Origin of the sequence: Pseudomonas sp. MUP55, assembly GCF_034043515.1 — a bacterium.
Taxonomy (GTDB): Bacteria; Pseudomonadota; Gammaproteobacteria; order Pseudomonadales; family Pseudomonadaceae; genus Aquipseudomonas.
Genome location: NZ_CP138214.1, coordinates 1,536,108 through 1,559,759 on the forward strand (window position 1 = coordinate 1,536,108; position 23,652 = coordinate 1,559,759).

Annotated in this window: 21 protein-coding genes; 15 read left to right on the top strand and 6 right to left on the bottom strand. The window is 62.0% G+C overall.

The features are described 5' to 3' along the window. Positions 1 to 140 precede the first annotated feature (140 nt). Positions 141 to 1,487 carry a spinster family MFS transporter gene (locus SC318_RS06855; protein ID WP_320430157.1) on the top strand — a complete coding sequence of 449 codons (1,347 nt, stop codon included), beginning with the start codon at positions 141 to 143 and terminating at the stop codon, positions 1,485 to 1,487. Positions 1,488 to 2,032: 545 nt separating this feature from the next. Here the strand turns inward: SC318_RS06855 and rapA are convergent. Next, the gene (rapA, locus tag SC318_RS06860; protein ID WP_320430158.1) at positions 2,033 to 4,879 is read right to left on the bottom strand and encodes an RNA polymerase-associated protein RapA; all 2,847 of its coding nucleotides are present in this window, start codon (positions 4,877 to 4,879) and stop codon (positions 2,033 to 2,035) included. Positions 4,880 to 5,111: 232 nt separating this feature from the next. Between rapA and SC318_RS06865 the strand changes: the two genes are divergently transcribed. The 3 genes from SC318_RS06865 (at position 5,112) to ccoM (ending at position 5,961) form a co-directional block, all read left to right on the top strand. Continuing rightward, positions 5,112 to 5,453, top strand: a complete 342-nt coding sequence (locus SC318_RS06865; RefSeq protein ID WP_306491965.1) for an aspartate-semialdehyde dehydrogenase — start codon at positions 5,112 to 5,114, stop codon at positions 5,451 to 5,453. An 86-nt stretch (positions 5,454 to 5,539) separates the two neighbouring features. Further along, positions 5,540 to 5,701, top strand: coding sequence for a hypothetical protein (locus SC318_RS06870; protein ID WP_164485559.1), 162 nt, complete (start codon positions 5,540 to 5,542; stop codon positions 5,699 to 5,701). A gap of 143 nt (positions 5,702 to 5,844) precedes the next feature. Beyond that, positions 5,845 to 5,961, top strand: coding sequence for a cytochrome c oxidase subunit CcoM (gene ccoM, locus SC318_RS06875; RefSeq protein WP_320430159.1), 117 nt, complete (start codon positions 5,845 to 5,847; stop codon positions 5,959 to 5,961). A 158-nt stretch (positions 5,962 to 6,119) separates the two neighbouring features. On the opposite strand, the gene SC318_RS06880 is transcribed toward ccoM, so the two are convergent. Together SC318_RS06880 and SC318_RS06885 are read right to left on the bottom strand one after the other, a co-directional pair. Continuing rightward, complete coding sequence (locus SC318_RS06880) at positions 6,120 to 7,595, bottom strand: inorganic phosphate transporter (protein WP_320430160.1); 1,476 nt, start codon at positions 7,593 to 7,595, stop codon at positions 6,120 to 6,122. Between the two features lie 333 nt (positions 7,596 to 7,928). Further along, on the bottom strand, positions 7,929 to 8,129 hold the full coding sequence (locus tag SC318_RS06885; RefSeq protein ID WP_320430161.1) for a hypothetical protein: 201 nt from the start codon (positions 8,127 to 8,129) through the stop codon (positions 7,929 to 7,931). Between the two features lie 508 nt (positions 8,130 to 8,637). Between SC318_RS06885 and pcaR the strand changes: the two genes are divergently transcribed. The 11 genes from pcaR (at position 8,638) to pcaC (ending at position 19,430) form a co-directional block, all read left to right on the top strand. Beyond that, a complete protein-coding gene (gene pcaR / locus SC318_RS06890; protein WP_124361666.1) occupies positions 8,638 to 9,480 on the top strand; it encodes a pca regulon transcriptional regulator PcaR in 843 nt (280 codons plus the stop codon). 145 nt (positions 9,481 to 9,625) lie between these two features. Beyond that, positions 9,626 to 10,966 carry a 4-hydroxybenzoate transporter PcaK gene (locus SC318_RS06895; RefSeq protein ID WP_320430162.1) on the top strand — a complete coding sequence of 447 codons (1,341 nt, stop codon included), beginning with the start codon at positions 9,626 to 9,628 and terminating at the stop codon, positions 10,964 to 10,966. A 269-nt stretch (positions 10,967 to 11,235) separates the two neighbouring features. Next, complete coding sequence (locus SC318_RS06900) at positions 11,236 to 12,093, top strand: CoA transferase subunit A (protein ID WP_320430163.1); 858 nt, start codon at positions 11,236 to 11,238, stop codon at positions 12,091 to 12,093. Continuing rightward, positions 12,093 to 12,872: a CoA-transferase subunit beta gene (locus SC318_RS06905; RefSeq protein WP_320430164.1), complete on the top strand. Its 780-nt coding sequence runs from the start codon at positions 12,093 to 12,095 to the stop codon at positions 12,870 to 12,872. Before SC318_RS06900 ends, SC318_RS06905 begins: the two co-directional genes overlap by 1 nt. Next, positions 12,869 to 14,071: a 3-oxoadipyl-CoA thiolase gene (gene pcaF / locus SC318_RS06910; RefSeq protein WP_320431196.1), complete on the top strand. Its 1,203-nt coding sequence runs from the start codon at positions 12,869 to 12,871 to the stop codon at positions 14,069 to 14,071. Before SC318_RS06905 ends, pcaF begins: the two co-directional genes overlap by 4 nt. A gap of 17 nt (positions 14,072 to 14,088) precedes the next feature. Then, entirely contained in the window at positions 14,089 to 14,793 is a 705-nt protein-coding gene (gene pcaH, locus SC318_RS06915; RefSeq protein WP_320430165.1) for a protocatechuate 3,4-dioxygenase subunit beta, read from the top strand. 1 nt (position 14,794) lies between these two features. Continuing rightward, positions 14,795 to 15,361 carry a protocatechuate 3,4-dioxygenase subunit alpha gene (gene pcaG, locus SC318_RS06920; RefSeq protein ID WP_320430166.1) on the top strand — a complete coding sequence of 189 codons (567 nt, stop codon included), beginning with the start codon at positions 14,795 to 14,797 and terminating at the stop codon, positions 15,359 to 15,361. Between the two features lie 189 nt (positions 15,362 to 15,550). Then, the gene (locus tag SC318_RS06925; protein ID WP_320430167.1) at positions 15,551 to 16,846 is read left to right on the top strand and encodes an MFS family transporter; all 1,296 of its coding nucleotides are present in this window, start codon (positions 15,551 to 15,553) and stop codon (positions 16,844 to 16,846) included. Between the two features lie 10 nt (positions 16,847 to 16,856). After that, positions 16,857 to 18,221 (top strand): 3-carboxy-cis,cis-muconate cycloisomerase, encoded by a 1,365-nt coding sequence (locus tag SC318_RS06930; RefSeq protein WP_320430168.1) that lies wholly within the window; start codon positions 16,857 to 16,859, stop codon positions 18,219 to 18,221. A gap of 10 nt (positions 18,222 to 18,231) precedes the next feature. Continuing rightward, the gene (gene pcaD / locus SC318_RS06935; RefSeq protein WP_320430169.1) at positions 18,232 to 19,023 is read left to right on the top strand and encodes a 3-oxoadipate enol-lactonase; all 792 of its coding nucleotides are present in this window, start codon (positions 18,232 to 18,234) and stop codon (positions 19,021 to 19,023) included. An 11-nt stretch (positions 19,024 to 19,034) separates the two neighbouring features. Beyond that, the gene (gene pcaC, locus SC318_RS06940; RefSeq protein ID WP_306491976.1) at positions 19,035 to 19,430 is read left to right on the top strand and encodes a 4-carboxymuconolactone decarboxylase; all 396 of its coding nucleotides are present in this window, start codon (positions 19,035 to 19,037) and stop codon (positions 19,428 to 19,430) included. Between the two features lie 208 nt (positions 19,431 to 19,638). Here the strand turns inward: pcaC and SC318_RS06945 are convergent, their stop codons facing one another. From SC318_RS06945 to SC318_RS06955, 3 genes are all read right to left on the bottom strand, one after another. After that, positions 19,639 to 20,538, bottom strand: coding sequence for a polysaccharide deacetylase family protein (locus SC318_RS06945; RefSeq protein ID WP_320430170.1), 900 nt, complete (start codon positions 20,536 to 20,538; stop codon positions 19,639 to 19,641). 84 nt (positions 20,539 to 20,622) lie between these two features. Further along, positions 20,623 to 21,873, bottom strand: a complete 1,251-nt coding sequence (locus SC318_RS06950; protein WP_320430171.1) for an OprD family porin — start codon at positions 21,871 to 21,873, stop codon at positions 20,623 to 20,625. Positions 21,874 to 22,025: 152 nt separating this feature from the next. Next, positions 22,026 to 23,645 (bottom strand): J domain-containing protein, encoded by a 1,620-nt coding sequence (locus tag SC318_RS06955; protein WP_320430172.1) that lies wholly within the window; start codon positions 23,643 to 23,645, stop codon positions 22,026 to 22,028. Positions 23,646 to 23,652: the final 7 nt, after the last annotated feature.

The window sequence follows — 23,652 nt, forward strand, 5'->3', positions numbered from 1 at the left end:
CCCGTAATACCGGGTGAAATCACGCCCTATCAGCTTTACGAATCATTACAGACAAGCGCTGCCAGCCCGCCTATGTTGCAAAGACCCGAGCAGGATGCAGTGGGCATCGCAGCTCTCATAACAATAAAAGAGACGGACCCATGCAGAACTCGACCCAAGCGGCGAATGCCTGGCGCATTCTGTTCCTGCTGTTCCTCGCCAACCTGTTCAACTTCTTCGACCGTACCATCCCGGCAATCATCATCGAGCCGATCCGCATGGAATGGCACCTGAGCGACTTCCAGCTGGGGATCATCGGCACCTCTTTCACCATCGTTTATGCCATCGCCGGGCTGCCGCTGGGGCGTCTGGCCGACACCGGCTCGCGCAGCAAACTGATGGGCTGGGGACTGTTTGCCTGGAGCGGGCTGACGGCGCTCAATGGTCTGGCCGGCAGTTTCTGGAGCTTTCTGTTGGTGCGCATGGGCATTGGTATCGGCGAAGCCAGCTATGCCCCTGCCGCCAATTCGTTGATCGGTGATCTGTTTCCCGCCCATCGTCGTGCGCGCGCAATGGGGATCTTCATGCTCGGCCTGCCGTTGGGCCTGTTGCTGGCATTCTTTACCATCGGTTGGATGGTCAAGGCCTTCGACAGCTGGCGTGCGCCGTTCTTTATCGCTGCCGTGCCGGGGCTGATCCTCGCGGTGTTCATGTTCTACATCAAGGAGCCCAAGCGCGGCGCGGCGGAAACGGTGCAAGTGCCCCAGGAGCGCGTCGACCGTCCAATCCGCCGCGTGCTGGCGGTGCCTACCTTCCTGTGGCTGGTGCTGGCCGGGTTGTGCTTCAACTTTGCCACCTATGCGTGCAACTCATTCCTGGTGCCGATGCTGCAGCGTTACTTTCTGATGCCGTTGCAGGATGCGGCGGTGGCCACCGGTGTCATCGTCGGCGTGACGGGCCTTGTGGGCCTGACCCTGGGTGGCTGGATTGCCGACAAGATCCACCAGCGCGTCGCCAATGGCCGGCTGCTGTTCGCGGCATGCAGCCTGATTATCTCCACGGTCACCACCGGCTGGGCATTGCACGCCGGGCGCATCGAGATCGGCGTGTTCGTCGTGCTGTTCAGCGTTGGCTGGCTGTTTGCCTATAACTTCTATACCTGCGTGTACACGGCGATTCAGGACGTGGTTGAACCGCGCCTGCGGGCCACGGCGATGGCGTTGTTCTTTGCCGGCTTGTATCTGTTGGGCGGGGGGATGGGGCCGATTGTGGTGGGCGGGCTGTCCGACCATTTTGCGCATGCGGCGATGTACGCAGCGGGGGCGCAGCAGATGACCGAGGCGTATAAAGCCGTCGGTTTGCATGACGCCATGTACCTGATTCCGGTGGCGTTGTTCCTGACCATGCTGTTTCTGTTCCAGGCTTCGCGCAGTTTTGTGCGTGATGCCAGGCGCATGAAAGAGGGGCTGAGTGCGGTTGAGGTGCCGGCGGCGGTGGCGACGGCTTGAGATTGGGGGTGATGCTATCGGCTCCCCACACATTTTGATTTGTGAACACAGTTAAGTGTGGGAGGGGGCTTGCCCCCGATGGCGGCCTCTGGGCCGACTAGGGTGCTGGATTGGACCGAGTACATATCCGTTTCTGCGGTAACGGCTGCTATGGGTTCCGCTTTTACAGCGGCTCACTTTTGAAAAGCGCAAAATTAAGCAAAACGCTCTTGCCCCACCACTCGGCACCTCGCCCAGGCTCGGTGTGCCCTCTCTCCGGCTTGAATCCGTGGGCCGCCGCCACGCGCCATCCATGGCGCGGGGCGGCTAACCCGGCGTCCTGCCGGGTTACCCACGGATTCAAGCCTGCGTTCGGCCAGCGTGGTTTAACGGGGCGCCTAAGATCAAAAGCAGATCAAGAGCAAGAGCGGCTCGTTTCGCATCGTGGTTAGCGTTGGAGGCTGTAGCCTGCGAAGTGTGTAGATACCTACGCCCCGGTGAGGCCCTGAAGGCTTATAAAAAAGGCCCGCATTGTGTGCGGGCCTCTCTTTTTCAGCAGGCAGTGATCAACCCGCGACCAGCACCCGAATCGCTTCCAGTCGCAGCGCCGCCTTGTCGAGCATGGCCAGGCCTTGCTCGCGCTGGTTGCGCAGGGCGACCAACTCGCTGTCGCGTACGGTCGGGTTGACCGCTTGCAGCGCGGTCAAACGCGCCAGCTCTTCGTCGGTGTCCGCCGCCAGGCGACGCTTGGCTTCGGCCACACGCTCTGCGTGGCGCGGGGCGATCTTCTCTTCGCCGGCATTGATGCGCGGCGTCAATTGGTCGCGTTGGGCCTGCACGAACTTGTTGGCGCTGGCCCGTGGCACGCTTTCCAACTGGTCGTTCAGGGTCACGAACGACACGCGGCCGGACAGGTCATTGCCGTTGGCATCCAGCAGGCAGCGCAGGGCCGCCGGTGGCAGGTAACGACCCAACTGCAGCGAGCGCGGAGCAACCACTTCGCTGACGTACAGCAGCTCCAGCAATACGGTGCCTGGCTTGAGCGCCTTGTTCTTGATCAGCGCCACGGCGGTATTGCCCATGGAGCCGGACAGCACCAGGTCCATGCCGCCCTGCACCATCGGGTGTTCCCAGGTGATGAACTGCATGTCTTCACGCGACAGCGCCTGGTTGCGGTCGTAGGTGATGGTCACGCCTTCGTCGTCGCCCAGGGGGAAGCTGGCGTCGAGCATTTTCTCGCTGGGCTTGAGGATCAGCGCATTTTCCGAATGGTCTTCGCTGTCGATGCCGAACGCGTCGAACAGGGTTTCCATATAGATCGGCAGGGCGAACTGGTCGTCCTGCTCAAGGATGTCCTCGACCAGCGCATCGCCTTCACCGGCGCCACCGGAGTTGAGCTCCAGCAAACGGTCGCGACCGGTGTGCAGCTCCTGTTCCAGACGCTCGCGTTCGGCACGGGCTTCGTCGATCAGGGCCTGCCACTCGCCGTCGTCGGCGTTTTCCAGCAGCGGCAGCAGGCGCGGGCCGAACTGATGCTGCAAGGCGTTACCGGTCGGGCAGGTGTTGAGGAACGCGTTCAGCGCTTCGTGGTACCACTGGAACAGGCGCTCCTGCGGGCTGGTTTCCAGGTACGGCACGTGCAGTTCGATCACGTGTTTCTGGCCGATCCGGTCCAGACGGCCGATCCGCTGTTCCAGCAGGTCCGGGTGGGACGGCAGGTCGAACAGCACCAGGTGGTGAGAGAACTGGAAGTTGCGACCTTCGCTGCCGATCTCGGAGCAGATCAGCACCTGGGCGCCGAATTCTTCATCGGCAAAGTAGGCGGCGGCGCGGTCACGTTCGAGGATATTCATGCCCTCGTGGAACACCGTGGCCGGAATGCCGGAGCGCACGCGCAGCGCGTCTTCCAGGTCCATGGCGGTTTCGGCGTGGGCGCAGATCACCAGGACCTTGGTGCGCTTGAGCATTTTCAACTGGTCGATCAGCCACTCGACGCGCGGGTCGAAGCGCCACCAGCGATTGTCTTCCTCGATGTCCGGCTGCGACTGGAAGCTGACTTCCGGGTACAGCTCGGCATGCTCGCCCAGGGGCAATTCAAGGTATTCGTCCGGGTTCGGCAGCGGGTAAGCGTGCAGTTTACGCTCGGGGAAACCCTGCACGGCGGCGCGGGTGTTGCGAAACAGCACACGGCCGGTGCCGTGGCGGTCGAGCAGTTCGCGCACCAGGCGTGCGCTGGCTTCGCTGTCGCCATCGTTGACGGCGGTAAGCAAGGCTTCGCCTTCGTTGCCGAGGAAACCCTGGATGGTCTTGTGCGCGGCAGGCGACAAGCGACCCTTGTCCAGCAGCTCCTGCACGGCTTCGGCCACCGGGCGGTAGTTCTCGCTCTCGGCGCGGAAGGCATGCAGGTCGTGGAAGCGGTTCGGATCGAGCAGGCGCAGGCGCGCAAAGTGGCTGTCCTGGCCCAGTTGTTCCGGGGTGGCGGTGAGCAGCAGCACGCCAGGAATCACTTCGGCAAGTTGCTCGACCAGCGAGTACTCGGCGCTGGCCTTGTCTTCGTGCCAGACCAGGTGGTGGGCTTCGTCGACCACCAGCAGGTCCCAACCGGCGGCGAACAGCGCGTCCTGGGCCTTCTCGTCATCCACCAGCCATTCCAGGGCGACCAGCGCCAGCTGAGTGTCTTCGAACGGGTTGGTGGCATCGCTTTCGATAAAGCGCTCTTCGTCGAACAGCGCAACCTGCAGGTTGAAGCGGCGGCGCATCTCCACCAGCCACTGGTGCTGCAGGTTTTCCGGAACCAGGATCAGCACGCGGCTGGCGCGGCCCGACAGCAGTTGGCGATGGATCACCAGGCCCGCTTCGATGGTTTTGCCCAGGCCCACTTCGTCGGCCAGCAATACCCGCGGCGCGATACGGTCAGCGACTTCACGGGCGATGTGCAGTTGGTGGGCGATCGGTTGCGCACGCACGCCGCCCAGGCCCCACAGCGAGGACTGCAGTTGGCGGCTGGTGTGTTCCAGGGTGTGGTAGCGCAGCGAGAACCAGGCCAGCGGGTCGATTTGCCCGGCGAACAGGCGGTCGCTGGCGAGGCGGAACTGGATGAAGTTCGACAGTTGGGTTTCCGGCAGGGTGACCTGCTCGTTCTGCCCGTTGAGGCCGTGGTAGACCAGCAGGCCATCGACGTCGTCGACTTCCTGTACGGTCATTTTCCAACCTTCGAAATGAGTGATGCTGTCGCCCGGCGAAAACCTCACGCGGGTGAGGGGCGCATTCCGTAGCGCATACTGGCGAGTATCGCCAGTGGCCGGATAGAGCACGGTCAACAAGCGGCCGTCCTGTGCCAGAACGGTGCCTAACCCCAGCTCTGCTTCGCTGTCACTAATCCAGCGTTGCCCCGGTTGATACTGCTGCGCCATGCTGCCTGACTCCCGCCGTGAAAAAGCCGACTATCTTAACGGAACAAGGCCCCACGCCCAAGGACTCTGACAAAAGTACCCTGACAAAAAGTACTCTGCTGCGCAGGGGCCCACACGCCGAATCGACGGGTGGCGGGCACTCACAAGTGTCGACTGGGTCACAGCTTGACGAGCAAGTGTTCAAGTCGCCCAGGGGGGCGCCGACAGCCTGTAGACCAGGAGAATTAAGATTATGTTGCCACCCATGCTGCCCGTCAGCGTTGTGCCGGTCACGTCGCAACTCGATCCGGTGCGCCAGAAGCCGGATATTCCGCCCGTGGTGCCGGTTCAACCGGGCTCCAGCGAGAGCACCATCGACCTTAAGAAAGGCGATGCCGAGCAATCGAGCTTTCTGCTGCGCGAGGAGCAGCGCCGCCAGCAGGAACAGCAAAAACGCCGGCGTGAAGCCGACAATGATCCTGATCAGCACCTGCCGATCCCCGGCGACCTGCTCAACGCCGACAACACCGTCCCCGTGGCACCGCTGATTGAAGACGCGCCGCGCCAAGGCCTGTGGGTGGACATCGAGGTTTGATCGCGTGTTTTTTGTCGCCCGCTGATTTGCCGCCGAGCGCAGGAGACCGCATTATTGGGCACTCCCGCCATAACGTAAGCCACGCCATGAGTGATGATGACAAGCTGATCGACCTGAATGCCGAACGCGCCAAGCGTGTGCATGACCTCAATGACAAACGCCTGAATGAAGTGCGCCAGGCCTTTGAGCAGGCGATGCCCTTGGGTAAGCCCAAGAAGAAAACCAAGAACAAGCCCAAAAAACGTTGAAGCAACTTGCTTCAGTTGATGCAGGTCAGTTATTGCCCTTCTTTACGCCCCGTCGTGGGCGACATTGATCCCCGTCAATTTTTCAATCCGCCTTCTCCATTAACTTAGCCCTATCGCAACAGGGCAAGTGCAGGAGGCCGGTCATGTTTATCGATAATGTGGTATTTGCCGGAGTGCTGACCGTCAGCCTCATGGTGGTGTTTTTTGCAGGGTTTGGAATTTTTATCTGGAAAGACGCCCACAAGCGTAAAAAACCTTAAGTTTTTCCGGGTTACAGGGCACGCAAGGCATTTTGGGCGACTTCGGTCGCCTTTTTTTTTGGCCGTGATTTAACCAACCTATGTTTCATGCCCAGAGGTTCCAGGCAAAAAAAAGGTGCGGTCCTCGCGGATCGCACCTTTTTCGTTATTGGCAGCTATCAGCTGCCCAGCGCCTTGGACGCCAGCCAGAACAACCCGGCCGAGAGGGCTACGGTTGCCGGCAGGGTCAGCACCCAGGCCATCAGGATGGTCTTGACCGTACCGCCTTGCAGGCCGCTTTTGTTGGCGACCATGGTACCGGCCACGCCAGAAGACAGCACATGGGTGGTAGACACCGGCAGGGCGAAGATATTGGCAAAGCCGATCATGGTAGCGGTGGTGATCTGGGCCGACATGCCTTGGGCATAGGTCATGCCTTGCTTGCCGATCTTCTCACCGATGGTCAGAACCACGCGCTTCCAGCCCACCATGGTGCCCAGGCCCAGGGCCAGTGCGACCGCAAGAATCACCCAGAACGGCGCGTACTCGGTGGTAGCGGTGAGGTCTTTGCGCAGCTTGTCCAGGTCTGACTTCTCACGCGCATCCAGGCCAGGCAGCTTGCCGACTTTCTTCGCGGTGTCGTCCAGGCAGAGCAGGTAGCGACGCACTTCAATACGATGGTCAGCGCTCAAAGAGTGGTAGTCGGAAACGCCTTTGAGCGTTTCAACAAGCGCGTTGATGGTCGGCTCGGTCTGCTGCGGGTTGCACTGGAACTTGCCCGGCAGATCGTCCTTCACGCTTTTGCCCAGCGCCAGGAACTCGCCAAGGGTGGCGTTGTTACGCTGGTAGAACTGGCTCAAATGCACAGTGGCATCGCGGGTACGCTCGATCTGGTAGGTGGTGCTGCCCAGGTCGAGAACGAACTGCGCCGGCACGATACCGATCAGCACGAGCATGATCAGGCCGATGCCTTTCTGGCCATCGTTGGAGCCGTGCACGAAGCTTACGGCCATGGCGGAAATCACCAGGACCAGGCGGTTCCAGAACGGTGGATGCTTCTTGTCGTCAAGCTTGCGGCGCTGGTCCGGGGTCTTGTGCATCTTGGACAGCGGACGCCACCACTTCAGGCCGATCAGCACCAGGGCTGCGACCAGGAAACCGGCCATCGGCGAGAACACCAGGGACGCACCGATATCGATCGCTTTCTGCCAGTTCACACCGTCCGCCAAGGGAATATCGTTGATCAGGGCGTTGGCCAGGCCTACACCGAGGATCGAACCGATCAGGGTGTGGGAGCTGGAGGCGGGGATACCGAAGTACCAGGTGCCCAGGTTCCAGGTGATGGCCGCCGCCAGCAATGAGAAGACCATCGCCAGACCATGGCCGGTGTTCACATTGATCAGCAACTCCACCGGCAGCAAATGCACGATGGCGTAGGCGACACCCACACCCCCGAGCAACACGCCGAGGAAGTTGAACACCCCGGAGAAAAACACGGCCAGGTGCGGCGGCATGGCTTTGGTATAGATGACTGTGGCCACCGCGTTAGCGGTGTCATGAAAGCCATTGATGAACTCGAAGGCGAGGACAAAGGCGAGGGCGAGCAACAGGCTCACTAGAACCCAGGCATCCAGTCCGCTGAATAAATCGATCATGAAGGTTTTCTGACCCGGTCGTAAGGGGGCGCGATTATGCCAGAAAACCTCGGTAATCGATGCATTAGCTGCTCATCGGTAAGAATCTACCTGGAAAAAAATTGCTTGAAACACGCGCATCCCAAGGTTTTCGGGGCTTTGGCAAGTCTTTGATTTCTATAGTCGGGGCGCAAAAAGACGTGGTTTCGTCACAAAAAAGTCATATGTGAAACATTTGTATGAAATTTCGTTTGAGATTGTAGGGCGCCGACCAGTGGCCGCCTGGATCCGTTGACCTGCGCCGGTGGTGGGCCGGTGCAGGCAGCAAAACCTGGTGACTGGCTTCAAGAGGGGTCAGGGCTCCTCGGCTTTGAGTTCCTGCTCGATCTTCTGAATTTCCTGGGCGAATGCCTGGTCGAGCACACTGGCGCGTTTGCGCCATGGCTTACGTTCCGGCTCAGGCTGGGCGGCGTAGGTGGTGACTTCCCCGCCGTAAACGTCCTTGTAACGTTGCTCCTGGCGCTCAAGTTCCGCGCGCAGTTCATCTTTCGTCACAGTGTTACCTAATGTTGAGTTGAGTTTAATAGGGTACGACGTCATGCCAAAAGGCAGCCTCGGGGTGTACAAACTTGAACAGATTCCCTATCCAGGTTTGAAGTAAGCACCCGGGATCGCGTTTCAATTCGATACTTTAATCGACGCGGCGCTCTGAATGCGGCGCCGGGCGAGCTCTGCTCCCAATAGGTAAATTGGGCTGACCTCTGTACAGGCTGCATTATAGCGACGCATCTGGATAACGCTATCGGCATAAAGTTAAAAAAGCTTCAAGTTCATGTTTGAGTTTTGTTACATCACACCCTAAGTGTCGGTGAAACTATCTACCTAAGCGGCGTGTTTCTTGGCATACCTGTGCAGCCGGCCGGAGGGCGGCAAATTGCGATAATCGAATGATCGTCCGATAATCGCCCAATGTTGCCGCCCCTGCCTTGTACATCTGCACCGGTGCAGCTTGTAATAGCAGCCAACCCTTCTGTGGTTGAACACAAGAAAAAGGATCCCTGAAATGAATGATCAATTGCGCAACTCCTTCGCGTCAGTGGCGCCGCCGATTGTGGCTTCACCGGCCAAGCGCATCCAGGCATTCACCGGCGATCCGGATTTCATGACCTCCCTGGCCCGCGGCCTGGCCGTGGTGCAAGCGTTTCAGGAGCGCAAGCGTCACCTGACCATCGCCCAGATCAGCCATCGCACCGAGATCCCGCGCGCTGCCGTGCGCCGTTGCCTGCACACCCTGATCAAGCTCGGTTACGCCACTACCGACGGCCGTACCTATTCGTTGCTGCCCAAGGTGCTGACGCTTGGCCATGCGTATTTATCGTCCACGCCGTTGGCCGTGTCGGCCCAGCCTTATTTGGACCGCATGAGCGAACAGCTTCACGAAGCCTGCAACATGGCGACCCTTGAAGGTGACGACATCCTGTATATCGCCCGCTCCGCCACCACGCAGCGCCTGATTTCCGTGGACCTTTCCGTGGGAGGACGCCTGCCGGCGTACTGCACCTCCATGGGCCGCATTCTGCTTGCCGCTCTCGACGATGCCTCGTTGCAGGACTATCTGGATCATGCCGATCTGCAAACCAAGACCAGTCGTACCTTGACCACGCCTGAAGCCTTGTTCGAATGCTTGCAGCAAGTGCGTCAGCAGGGTTGGTGCATTGTTGACCAGGAATTGGAGCAGGGCCTGCGGTCAATCGCCGTACCGGTTTACGACGCGTCCGGCCAGGTGCTGGCTGCACTCAATGTCAGCACCCACGCCGGACGGGTCAGCCGCAGCGAGTTGGAGCAGCGTTTCCTGCCGAGCATGCTCAGCGCCAGTCGCGAGCTGAGTACGCAGCTGTTTGCCTAAGTGTTCGGTGACCGCACAGATCCCGGCGTGATCAATTGACGCTGTTTCCCCTGGCTTATTACTGTGCGGCAGCGCTGCAGAGCGCGCTCCAATAATAATGGTGACCCCCCGGTCGACCGCCCGCCATCGGTGTGGAATAAAAATAATGAATCAGCCATCTGTCGGTACCACCCTGGACGTTCAGTCCTTCATCAATGCCCAGCCCTTGTCACGTTACCAATGGCGTGTGGTGATTCTGTGCTTCCTGATTGTTTTTCTCGACGGCCTCGACACCGCCGCCATGGGCTTTATCGCGCCTGCGTTGTCCCAGGATTGGGGTATCGACCGCGCCAGCCTCGGCCCGGTGATGAGCGCCGCGTTGATCGGCATGGTGTTTGGCGCGCTGGGTTCCGGCCCGCTGGCCGACCGCTTCGGGCGCAAAGGCGTGCTGGTGGGCGCGGTGCTGGTGTTTGGTGGCTTCAGCCTGGCGTCGGCGTACAGCAGCAATGTCGACCAACTGCTGGTGTTGCGTTTCCTGACCGGCCTGGGCCTGGGTGCCGGCATGCCCAACGCCACCACGCTGCTTTCCGAATACACCCCCGAGCGCCACAAGTCGTTGCTGGTGACCAGCATGTTCTGCGGCTTCAACCTGGGCATGGCCGGTGGCGGGTTTATCTCGGCCAAGTTGATCCCGGCCTTCGGCTGGCACAGCCTGTTGCTGATCGGTGGCATCCTGCCGTTGATCCTGGCCGTCGTGCTGCTGGTGTGGTTGCCGGAATCGGCGCGTTACCTGGTGGTGCGCAACCGTGGTACCGACAAGGTGCGCAAAACCCTGTCACCGATCCAGCCCGCTATCGTTGCCCAGGCCGCCGCCTTCAGCGTGCCGGAGCAAAAGACCGTCAAGGCGCGCAACGTGTTTGCGGTGATTTTCTCCGGCACCTACAGCGCCGGCACGCTGTTGCTGTGGCTCACCTACTTCATGGGCCTGGTGATTGTTTACCTGCTCACCAGCTGGTTGCCGACCCTGATGCGCGACAGCGGCGCCAGTATGGAGCAGGCCGCGTTTATCGGTGCCTTGTTCCAGTTTGGCGGTGTATTGAGCGCCGTGGGCGTGGGCTGGGCGATGGACCGGTTCAACCCGCACAAGGTGATTGGCACCTTCTACCTGCTGGCCGGGGTGTTTGCCTACGCGGTTGGGCAGAGCCTGGGCAACATCACTGTATTGGCGACCCAGGTGCTGATTGCCGGGATGTGCGTCAACGGGGCGCAATCGGCGATGCCTTCCCTGGCCGCGCGCTTCTACCCAACCCAGGGCCGCGCCACCGGCGTTTCATGGATGCTCGGCATTGGTCGTTTCGGCGCCATCCTGGGGGCGTGGATGGGCGCGACCCTGCTGGGCCTGGGCTGGAACTTTGAACAAGTGCTGACCGCGTTGGTGATCCCGGCTGCACTCGCCACGGCTGCCGTGGTGATCAAGGGCATGGTCAGCCACGCCGACGCCACCTGATCCCTGGCACGGCCAAAAATGTGGGAGGGGGCTTGCCCCCGATGGCGGTATATCAGTCATAAATCATTCAACTGACCCACCGCTATCGGGGGCAAGCCCCCTCCCACATTGGATCGTCTTCGTTAAGGAAATTAGCTCGCCAACAATCCGTTCGATAATCGAACGCTGAGTCGATTATCGGATTGTTCGGCCCATGTCCCCGGCTTAACCTTCAAGCACTTCGGCGCCACCTCAGCGCCTTTTTCGATCAACATCGGGAGCTCAACCCCATGGCTGAAATTCTCACCCTGCGTGATGCGGTCAAGCGCTTCGTGAACGACGGCGATACCGTCGCCCTCGAAGGCTTCACTCACCTGATCCCTACGGCCGCAGGTCATGAAATCATTCGTCAGGGCAAGAAAGACCTGACGCTGGTGCGCATGACGCCTGACCTGATCTACGACCAGTTGATCGGTGCCGGCTGTGCGCGCAAGTTGATTTTTTCCTGGGGCGGCAACCCTGGCGTGGGCTCCCTGCATCGCCTGCGCGACGCCGTGGAAAAACAGTGGCCGCAGCCGCTTGAGATCGAGGAACACAGCCATGCCGACTTGGCCAATGCCTACGTCGCCGGCGCCTCCGGCCTGCCGTTTGCGGTGCTGCGTGCCTATGCCGGTTCCGACTTGCCCAAGGTCAACCCGCTGATCAAGACCGTCACCTGCCCGTTCACGGGCGAGGTGCTGGCGGCGGTGCCGTCGGTACGTCCGGATGTCACGGTGATCCATGCGCAGAAGGCCGACCGCAAGGGCAACGTGCTGCTCTGGGGCATTCTCGGGGTGCAGAAGGAAGCGGCCCTGGCGGCCCAGCGCTGCATCGTCACCGTCGAGGAAATCGTCGATGACCTGAATGCGCCCATGAACAGCTGCGTGCTGCCCACCTGGGCCTTGACTGCGGTGTGCCATGTGCCGGGTGGCGCGCATCCGTCCTACGCCCACGGCTATAACGAACGTGACAACCGCTTCTACCAGGCGTGGGACCCAATCGCCCGCGACCGTGAGACGTTTACCGCCTGGATCGACGAGTACATCCATGGCACCGCCGACTTCCGTGAATTCCAGGTCAAGCTGGCCACCCAGCAGGAGGCCAAGTAATGGCTTACTCCACCAATGAAATGATGACCGTCGCCGCTGCGCGCCGCCTCAAGAATGGCTCGGTGTGCTTCGTCGGCATCGGCCTGCCGTCCAAGGCGGCCAACCTGGCGCGCCTGACCTCATCGCCTGACGTGGTGCTGATCTACGAGTCCGGTCCGATTGGCGCCAAGCCATCGGTGCTGCCGCTGTCCATCGGTGACGGTGAGCTGGCGGAAACCGCCGACACCGTGGTGCCCACCGGTGAAATCTTCCGCTACTGGCTGCAAGGCGGGCGCATTGATGTCGGCTTTCTCGGCGCGGCTCAGGTTGACCGCTTCGGCAACATCAACACCACCGTGGTCGGCGACTATCACCAGCCCAAGGTACGTTTGCCGGGTGCCGGCGGCGCGCCGGAGATCGCAGGTTCCGCCAAGAGCGTGTTGATCATCCTTAAACAGTCGTCCCGTTCGTTTGTCGACAAGCTGGACTTCATCACCTCGGTTGGCCACGGCGAAGGCGGCGATTCGCGTAAGCGCCTGGGCCTGCCGGGCGCGGGTCCCGTCGGCATCATCACCGACCTGTGCATCATGGAGCCGGAGCAGGGCACCCATGAGTTCGTGGTCACTGCGTTGCACCCCGGCGTGACCCGTGAGCAGGTAATAGCGGCGACCGGTTGGGCAATCCGTTTTGCCGACCAGGTCGAAGTCACCGCCGAACCGACCGAGGTTGAGCTGAGCGCCCTGCGTGACCTTGAGGCACGCACCGCAGCCGCCCACGGCCAAGCACCCGGAGAAGCCTGATGCGCGATGTCTTTATCTGTGATGCCATTCGAACGCCCATCGGCCGTTTCGGCGGTGGCCTGTCCACGGTGCGCGCCGATGACCTCGCCGCGTTGCCGATCAAGGCACTGATGGAGCGCAACCCGACGGTGGATTGGACCGCGGTTGATGAAGTGTTCCTCGGCTGCGCCAACCAGGCCGGCGAAGACAACCGCAACGTGGCGCGCATGGCGCTGCTGCTGGCGGGCCTGCCGCAGAGCGTTCCCGGCGTGACCCTCAACCGCCTTTGCGCCTCGGGCATGGACGCCATCGGCACGGCCTTCCGCGCAATTGCCAGCGGCGAAATGGAGCTGGCGATTGCCGGTGGCGTCGAGTCGATGTCCCGTGCGCCGTTCGTGATGGGCAAGGCCGATGCCGCGTTTTCGCGCAACATGAAGCTCGAAGACACCACCATCGGCTGGCGCTTTATCAACCCGTTGATGAAAGCCCAATACGGCGTGGATGCGATGCCGCAGACCGCCGATAACGTCGCCGACGACTACGCCATCTCCCGCGCCGATCAGGACGCGTTCGCCCTGCGCAGCCAGCAGCGGACCGCCGCCGCCCAGGCTGCCGGCTTCTTTGCCGAAGAGATCGTGCCGGTGCGGGTCGCGCATAAAAAAGGCGAAACCCTGGTGGAGCACGACGAGCATCCCCGGGACACCAGCCTGGAAGCGCTGACCAAACTCAAACCGGTCAACGGCCCGGACAAGACCGTTACCGCCGGCAACGCCTCGGGCGTCAACGATGGCGCTGCCGCGCTGATCCTCGCTTCTGGCGAAGCCGTGAAGCAACACGGCCTTACCGCGCGCGCGCGGGTATTGGGCATGGCCAGCGCCGGTGTCGCCCCGCGTGTGATGGGCATCGGCCCGGTGCCGGCAGTACGCAAGCTGGTGGAACGGCTGGGGCTGGCGGTCACTGATTTCGACGTGATCGAACTCAACGAAGCGTTCGCCAGCCAAGGCCTGGCGGTGCTGCGCGAACTGGGCCTGGCCGACGATGCGCCCCAGGTCAACCCCAACGGCGGCGCCATCGCCCTGGGCCACCCCCTGGGCATGAGCGGCGCGCGGCTGGTACTGACCGCCCTGCATCAGCTGGAAAAAACCGGCGGGCGCAAAGGCCTGGCGACCATGTGTGTGGGCGTCGGCCAAGGCTTGGCCCTGGCCATTGAACGCATCTGATAAAAGAGGACTGTTTCATGAGTGACAAGCCCGGTTACCGGCGCCCGCAAGCGGGCACTCAACCTGATTACCTGCACCCGGCCTACCAGTCGACGAACTTGCGCTCGCCGTCCCAGCCGTTGGTGTTCCTGCCTCATTCCTTGTCGGAAATCACCGGCCCGACCATCGGTGCCGAGCGGCTCAACGCCAAGGACAATGACCTCACCGCCCAGCATGAAGGCGAGCCCCAGGGCGAACGCATCATCATTCACGGGCGCGTACTGGATGAAAACGGCCTGCCGGTGCCCGGCATCCTGGTGGAAATCTGGCAAGCCAACGCCGCCGGTCGCTACAACCACAAGCGCGACCTGCACGACGCGCCGCTGGACCCGAACTTCACCGGCACCGGGCGCACCGTCACCGACGCAGAAGGCTGGTACCAGTTCCAGACCATCAAGCCCGGCGCCTACCCGTGGGGCAACCATCACAACGCCTGGCGCCCGGCGCATATCCACTTTTCGCTGTTCGGCCCGAGCGTGCTGACGCGCCTGGTCACGCAAATGTACTTCCCCGGCGACCCGCTGCTCGAATACGACCCGATCTACAACTGCGTGCCGGACACCCGCGCCAAGCAACGCCTGATCGCCAGCTTCGACCTGGAAAAAACCATTCCTTCCTATGCCCTCGGCTACCGCTGGGACATCGTCCTGCGCGGCCGCGACGCCACGCCGATGGAGAAATGAGATGAGCCTTTACGCAACCACGTCCCACACCGTCGGGCCGTATTACCACATCGGCCTGACCTGGCTGAACCGCGAAGACCTGACCGTCGCCGCCACCCTCGGCGAACGCGTGGCGATCACTGGGCAAGTGGTGGACGGCAACGGTGATGTGGTCAACGACGCCATGCTCGAAGTCTGGCAGGCGAACGCCGCCGGCAAGTACGACCACCCGGAAGACGAGCAGGACAAACCGGTAGATCCCAATTTCGAAGGCTTTGGCCGCGTGCCGGTGGATGCCGAAGGGCGTTTCCGCTTTACCACGATCAAGCCGGGCAGCGTGCCGGGGCTTAAAGGCACGACCCAGGCGCCGCACCTGGTGGTGCTGGTGTTTGCCCGTGGGTTGGTCAAGCACTTGCTGACGCGAATTTATTTTGACGGTGAAGCGCTGAATGCAGATGACGCGTTGCTGGCGTGTGTGCCGGCCGAACGTCGCGGTACGCTGATTGCCAGGCAGGATGGGGCAGGGGTTTATCAGTGGGATGTGGTTTTGCAGGGGACAGACAGGGAAACGGTGTTTTTCGATTATTGAGTTGGCTGTAGGGCCTCATCGGGGGCAAGCCCCCTCCCACATTGGATCTAGGTGAACCCGATCAAGTGTGGGAGGGGGCTTGCCCCCGATAGGGCCTTTTCAGACGACACAGATCCAAAAGTCTGCTTGCGGAACATGGTTGTTGCAAAGTATGTCTAGGCTATAACCGTTCCCATTGAGTGAAAAAACATGACAACAACAACGAGTCACTACACCGGAGAAGAACGCAGCAAACGGATTTTTGCGATTGTCGGTGCTTCCTCCGGCAACCTGGTCGAATGGTTCGACTTCTACGTCTATGCCTTCTGCGCCATCTATTTTGCCCCGGCGTTTTTTCCGTCGGATGACCCCACCGTGCAGTTGCTCAATACCGCTGGCGTGTTCGCTGCCGGGTTCCTGATGCGTCCTATCGGCGGCTGGCTGTTTGGCCGGGTGGCCGACAAGCATGGCCGCAAGAATTCAATGATGATCTCGGTGCTGATGATGTGCGCCGGTTCCCTGGTCATCGCCTTCCTGCCCACCTACAACACGATCGGTGCCTGGGCGCCGGCGCTGCTGTTGGTGGCGCGACTGTTCCAGGGTTTGTCGGTGGGTGGCGAATACGGCACCACCGCCACCTACATGAGCGAAGTGGCGCTCAAGGGCCAGCGCGGTTTCTTCGCCTCGTTCCAGTACGTGACCCTGATCGGCGGGCAATTGCTGGCGGTGTTGGTGGTGGTGATCCTGCAACAGATCCTCACCGAGGAAGAATTGCGCGCCTGGGGCTGGCGGATTCCGTTCGTGATCGGCGCCATTGCGGCGGTGATCTCGTTGCTGCTGCGACGCACCCTCAAGGAAACCACCAGCAAGGAAATGCGCGAAGACAAGGACGCCGGCAGCATCGTCGCGCTGTTCCGTGACCACGGCAAAGCGTTCATTACAGTGCTGGGCTACACCGCCGGCGGCTCGCTGATTTTCTATACGTTCACCACTTACATGCAGAAGTACCTGGTGAATACCGTGGGCATGCACGCCAAGACCTCCAGCTACATCATGACCGGTGCGCTGTTTCTCTACATGTGCATGCAGCCGCTGTTCGGCATGCTGGCCGACAAGATCGGCCGGCGCAATTCCATGCTCTGGTTCGCCGGCCTGGGCACGCTGTTCACGGTGCCCATCCTGCTGACCCTGAAAACCGTCACCAGCCCGTTCCTGGCCTTTGTCTTGATCACCCTGGCCCTGGCAATCGTCAGCTTCTATACCTCCATCAGCGGCCTGGTCAAAGCGGAGATGTTCCCGCCTCAGGTGCGTGCCCTGGGCGTAGGCCTGGCCTATGCGGTGGCCAACGCGGTGTTCGGCGGTTCGGCGGAAGTGGTCGCGTTGGGACTGAAGTCCATCGGCATGGAAAACAGTTTCTACTGGTATGTCACCGCGATGATGGCGGTGGCGTTCCTGTTCAGCTTGCGCCTGCCCAAGCAGGCCGCTTACTTGCACCATGATTTGTAAGGGATGAGTTATGACACTGCGCACGAGCAACCAACTGTTCGACGCTTACTTCACCGCTGACAGCATGGCCGAAGTGTTCTGTGACCAGGGCCGCTTGCAGGGCATGCTGGATTTCGAGGCCGCGCTGGCCCGCGCCGAGGCCCAGGTCGGGTTGATCCCCCAGGCCGCCGTGGCCCCGATTGCCCAGGCCTGCCTGGCCTCGTTGTATGACGTGGATGCGCTCAGCGGCGCGATTGCCACGGCGGGTAACTCTGCCATCCCACTGGTCAAGGCACTGGGCAAGTTGATTGCCGCTGAAGATGCAGGGGCCGAGCGCTATGTGCACCTTGGCGCCACCAGCCAGGATGTGATGGACACCGGCCTGGTGTTGCAGCTGCGCAGCGCGCTGGCGTTGATCGAGGCGGACCTGGCGCGCCTGGGCGACGTATTGGCCGCCCAGGCGCAGCGGCATGCGTCAACCCCCTTGGCGGGCCGCACCTGGCTGCAGCACGCCACGCCCGTCACCCTGGGCATGAAAATCGCCGGCTGGCTGGGCGCGGTGACGCGCAGTCGCCAGCGGCTGGTGGAATTGAAACCGCGTTTGCTGGTGCTGCAGTTTGGCGGTGCGTCGGGCACCCTGGCCGCGCTGGGGGAGCAGGCCATGCCGGTGGCGCAAGCCTTGGCCGCAGAGTTGCACTTGGCCTTGCCCGATCAGCCCTGGCACACGCAGCGTGATCGCCTGGTGGAGCTGGCCAGCGTGCTTGGCCTGATCGCCGGCAGCCTCGGCAAGCTGGGCCGCGACATCAGCTTGTTGATGCAGACCGAAGCGGCGGAAGTGTTCGAGCCCTCGGCGCCGGGCAAGGGCGGTTCGTCGACCATGCCCCACAAGCGCAATCCGGTGGGGGCCGCCGTGCTGATCAGCGCTGCGACCCGCGTGCCTGGCCTCGTGGCGACGCTGTTCAGCGCCATGCCCCAGGAGCACGAACGCAGCCTGGGGCTGTGGCATGCCGAATGGGAAACCTTGCCCGAGATCTGCCGACTGGTGTCCGGCGCGCTGAAGCAGGCGTTGCTGGTCAGCGAAGGCTTGGAGGTGGATGCCGAGCGCATGGCCCGCAACCTCGACCTGACCCAGGGCCTGGTGCTGGCCGAAGCCGTCAGCATCGTGCTGGCCCAGCGCCTGGGCCGTGAGACGGCGCACCACCTGTTGGAGCAATGCTGCAAACGCGCCGTTGCCGAGCAGCGGCACTTACGTGCCGTGCTGGCGGATGAGCCGCAGATCACCGCCGAGTTGTCGTCGGCCGAACTGGACCGCCTGCTCGACCCGGCTCACTACCTGGGCCAGGCCCGTACCTGGGTCAGCCGCGCCGTGACCGAACACTTTGGATTGACTGCGTAAGGAGACCGCTGTGGCTTTCGTACAACTCGCTGAGGGCGAACTGCATTACCAACTCGATGGGCCCGCCGATGCACCGGTGCTGGTGCTGTCCAACTCCCTGGGCACCGACCTGCATATGTGGGACATCCAGATCCCGGCGTTCATCGAACATTTTCGGGTGCTGCGCTTCGACACCCGAGGCCATGGCCGCTCGCTGGTCACCGAAGGGCCCTACAGCATCGAGCAGCTGGGCCACGATGTACTCGCGCTGCTGGATGCGCTGGGTATCGAGCGCGCGCATTTTTGTGGGCTGTCCATGGGCGGGTTGATCGGCCAGTGGCTGGGCATCAACGCAGGCGCGCGGCTGAACCGCCTGGTGGTGTGCAACACCGCCGCCAAGATCGGCACGCCTGAGGTGTGGAACCCGCGTATTGAAATGGTGTTGCGCGATGGCGCGGCGGCGATGGTCGCGCTGCGCGATGCCTCGATTGCACGCTGGTTCACCGCCGACTTTGCCGCCGCCCATCCTCACCAGGCCAACCAGATCACCGACATGCTCGCGGCGACTTCGCCCCAGGGCTACGCCGCCAATTGCGCGGCGGTGCGTGATGCCGATTTTCGTGAGCAACTGGCGTCAATCAAGGCTCCGACCCTGGTGATTGCCGGCACTGAAGACGCGGTGACACCACCGGCCGGCAGCCACTTTATCCAGAACCATGTGCGGGGCGCCGAATACGCCGAGTTCTATGCGGCGCACCTGTCCAATGTCCAGGCCGGCGCTGCCTTCAGCGACCGCGTCATTGAATTTCTGCTGGGCCGTTGAGGAGCTTTTCCGTGGACGAGAAACAACGTTATGCCGAAGGTCTGCAGGTGCGCCGCGAAGTGCTGGGCGACGCCCATGTCGAACGCAGCCTCAATGCGCTGACCGAGTTCAACAGCGAGTTCCAGGAAATGATCACCCGCCATGCCTGGGGCGATATCTGGACTCGCCCTGGCTTGCCACGGCACACCCGCAGCCTGATCACCATCGCCATGCTGATCGGCATGAACCGCACTGACGAGTTGAAGCTGCACCTGCGTGCCGCCGCCAGCAATGGCGTGACCCGCGCCGAAATCAAGGAAGTGCTGATGCAAAGCGCGATCTATTGCGGGATACCGGCGGCGAACGCGACGTTCCACCTGGCTGAGTCGGTGTGGGATGAACTGGGCGTCGAATCCCGCGAGACCTGACTCTGGGATACAGACAAATGTGGGAGGGGGCTTGATCGTTCCCACGCTCTGCGTGGGAATGCCGCTCTGGACGCTCCGCGTCCCGCCAACCTCCGCCATTTCAGGTGACGCGGAGCGTCACGGGCTGCATTCCCACGCGGCAGCGTGGGAACGATCTTCATCGGGGGCAAGCCCCTCCCACATTTTTGATCTCTGCATTCTGTTGAGATCAGTTGGAATCGGCATCCCACACCCAGTTCCACACTCCCGGCAGGTGCACCGGCTCGTTCACATCCTTGACCGTGCGCGCCAGGGCCGCGCGTTGCAGCGCCGCACGGTCGGTGTAGAACGGCTCGGTGGCGGTCTTCAGGCCGTTGATGCGTGCGCTGTCCATCAGGATCTGCAGGTATTCCTGCATATGCCGTGCGGTGTAGCGGTTGATGTCGTGGAAGGTCACCACCACCGGGATCGCGCCGTCCACCGAGGGCAACTCACCCAACGCGATGCGCTCACGCACCACCGACAGTTGCCGGTACAGGTTGGCGCGGCGACGGGGGCTGGCGTTGAAGCCCCAGATTTTGCCGTCATTGGCACTCAGGTCGGTCAGCAATACCTGCATGCCGTGGCGCCGGTAGGCGGCGAACGTGCGGCGGTCGTAGTTCCAGAACGGCGGCCGCACCAGCAGCGGCGGTGTGCCGGTAATGGCGGCAATGTGCGCGGCGCCTTCGGTGAGGGTGCGTTCCAGCTCGGCGTCATTGAGCCAGCGATGATTGGTATGAAACGCCGTCGCGGTGTGGAAGGCCAGGACATGGCCGGCGGCGTACTCACGCTCCATGGTCTTGCGCCCGCGCGCGCTGCCCCCTGAACGGGCGGCTTCGGTCTGCAGGAAAAACACCGCCTTGATCCCCGGCAACACCGGGTTATTGGCCAGGTCGGCCACCACCGAACGGCTCGGGTTGTTGTACCCCGAGGCACTTGGGCCGTCGTCGAAGGTCAGCAGAAAACGGATCGGTGCCTGGGTTTGCAGGCGCTGCTCGGTCTGCGGCGTCAGGGCGATGGGCGAGCCGATACAACCCGTCAGGCTCAGGGCCAGGGCAAACACTGTGAGTGCTGTAGCGAAGGTTTTCATGCTGTGCGCGTGCCCGGATAAAGAGCCGCTGCTGGGTCGATCAGCAGCGGCAGGCGCGCACCATACAGTAACTGCGACGCCGGTTTACAGCAGACTTATCGGGTAGCTGACGATCAACCGGTTTTCATCGAACTCGTTATTACTGTAGTCACGACGCATGCTCGAATTGCGCCAGCGCACAGTCAGGTTCTTCAAGCTGCCGCTTTGCACGGTGTAGCCCAATTCGCTTTCGCGTCCCCATTCCTTGCCGTCGGTCACCGTGCCGGTGTGCACGTTGCTGCCGCTGATATAGCGGTTCATCAGGGTCAGCCCCGGTACGCCAAGGGCAACGAAGTTGTAGTCGTGACGCACCTGCCAGGATTTCTCCTGGGCGTTGTCGTAGCTGGAGTTGTAGCTGTCATTGGCCAGCGTGCCGCCGCTGGTGCCGTTGACCCGCATCCAGGCGCTGTCGCCGGTGAGTTTCTGCAGGCCGATGTAAAAGGTGTTGCCGCCGTGGCGGGCCGATAGCAGGCCGGACCAGGTCTTGTTGTCCAGGCTGCCGGCGCGGGCGCTGCCGTCGTCCTTGCCATAGAAGAACCCCAGGTTGGCGCCCAGGGTCCAGTCGCCCACAGGCTGGGTGTGGATCAGGTTGAGAAATTGCTGGCGGTAGATGTCCTTGAGCTGGGCATTCCACACCCCGACTTGCGTGCGTTTGTCGTTGAAGGCGTATTCGGCGCCCTGGAAGTTGAAGCGGTCGGACGTGAACGCGGTTTTGCCGGTCATCGACATGTCGCGCATGCTGCTGTCGTCCCGCGGGCTGTTGGCACGGAACTGGCCGCCGTACAGGGTCAGGCCGTCGATTTCCCTGGAGGTGATCTGCCCGCCGCGCAGGGTTTGCGGCAGTGAGCGGCCGTCGTCCGAGCGCAGGATCGGCAGCACCGGCATCCATTCGCCGACTTTCAATTCCGTCCGGGAAAAACGGGCCTTGAACGCCACGCCCAGGCGCCCGAATGCATCGGCTGGCCGGCCGTCGTGGTCCAGCGGCAATAACTGCGTGCCACCGGTGCCGCGCCCGCCATCGAGCTTGAGCGAGTACAAGCCCAGCACGTCCACACCAAAACCCACCGTGCCCTGAGTGAACCCGGACTTGGCATCGAAGATGAAACTTTGCGTCCACTCCTGCGCGCCGCCCTGGGTTTTGGTCGGGTTGGTGTAGTTGCGATTGAAGAAGAAATTGCGCAGGTTGAGGTTGGCGCTGGCGTCTTCGAGAAAGCCGTGTTCCTCGGCGGCGACAGGCAGGGCAAGACTGGCGACAGCGGTTGCCAGCAAGAGCCGGCGCGGGTGGAAAGTGCTCATGGTGTCGGACCTGTTGTTATTGGGGTTATGCAGGTGGCGGCCATGGTGCGCGGCGGTGCGGGGCTGTTGAAAGTGGGGGAGAGCGGGTTGTGGGCGATGATCGAACGCAAGTTGCCGAGCCTGAGCATTGCACCCAGGCCCGGCTGGCGTGGTCAGTGTTTCTGCAGGTTGAAGTGGGTCCAGGGCACGGCGGGCAGGTAGTACTGAGCGGCGAGCATTACCGCCACCATCACCACCAGGAACACCACTTGCAGCGGGCTCCAGAATGCCCAGTGCAGGCCGTTCACCCACGGGTACTGGCTGACTCTAGCGCTCATCTGGCCGATGCGTTTCGGGTGCAGCAGGCTGATCAGCACCATCCCGGCATAGGTCACCATACCCAGTACGCCCAGTATCAACCCGCACGCCAGCAGCATGCACAGCTGCGGGACGCCATGGCGTAGCACCAGCCAGTATCCGTTGGGATTGAGGCGCTTGGGGATCAGGCGCTGGCTCAGCCACAGGTCTTGAATGATAAAAGACCAACTCATGCCGGCCCACATCTGGGTGAGGCGGAAACCGACCACCGCCGGCACGATCAACAACGCCAGCAGTATCACCACCACGCCAGCATCCAGCTTTCCCGAATCGTCGTGAATCAGGTTCAGGCCCGCCCCCAGCGCGAAGATCGCCCACAGTCGGATAAACACATGGGTGTAGATCGGTCGGATCCTGAATTTACGCCAGAAAAACGCGTCGGCCTCAGGCAGTCGCTCCAGCAGTTGCGGGTAGCGCCACGTCAAGGTTTCGCCGAGTTGCTGACACGCGTTCCAGTGGGCGTCGCTGAAGCCCCTGATCAGGCGCATTTGTTCTGTCGCAGACATCGGCGTCAGCAGCAAGCGCGCGGCCTGGGCGTCGACGGACATGCGGCGGGTGTCCTGGGCCTTTTCCTGAAGGTTGGCGTAGAAGCTTTCCTGCTCGCAGCGTGACACCAGGTCGCGCCATATCCAGGTGGGCTCGGGGTGTATGCCTTGCTGGTCGTCCCAGCCAAACGCCTGGCACACGCGCTCGAACAGCGGCACGCTCCATTGGCTGTCGTGCAGCAGGCGCAGAATGCTCTGCTGCCATTGTTGCTGCAGGTCGAATACCCGTAGCCAGGGCTGGCTATTGTACTGCGTCAACGCGGTGACGAACTCGCGCTCGGCCTTTTGCGCCAGCAGCGCTTGCAGGTGATCACGATATTCCTGCAGCAATTGGCTGACGAGTACCTGGTGCTGCCACGGCGCCATGCTCACGCGTTGCCAGGGCGTCAGCCATTCCAGGTGTTGCGTCGCCCAATGGACGATGGCGCTGCGTTCGCCGGGTGCTTCAAAGCAGTGGCGCAACAGCCCGGCCTGGAAGGCATCGCCGCAGCCCTGCTGCTGAGCCTGGGCCCAGCGCTCGTCGAGATTGTGCAGGCCAACGCCCTGGAGCAGCGCGTGGGCCGGGTCCTGTTCGCGGGCGTCAACGGGGGCCGGACGCAGCGTGCTCACGTCCATCAATTCGGCCAGGTCGTTGAAGTGGCCATGGCTCTGTTCGACGACGTCGGCCTGGCGCTCCTCTTCTTCTTCCTCCTGCTGGTGCTCGGCTTGCCAGCGCGCGTAGCTCAGCGCTTGCTCATAGGCTTCGCGCACGCGCTGGAAGCCCTCGGCATCTTCGTCCGGACGGCAATTTTTGATCAGCCGTGCGTAAGCCCGCTTGATGGTGCGTTCGTCGGCATCATCGTCCAGTTGTAATACTGTCCAGCAGTCCATGTCTTCA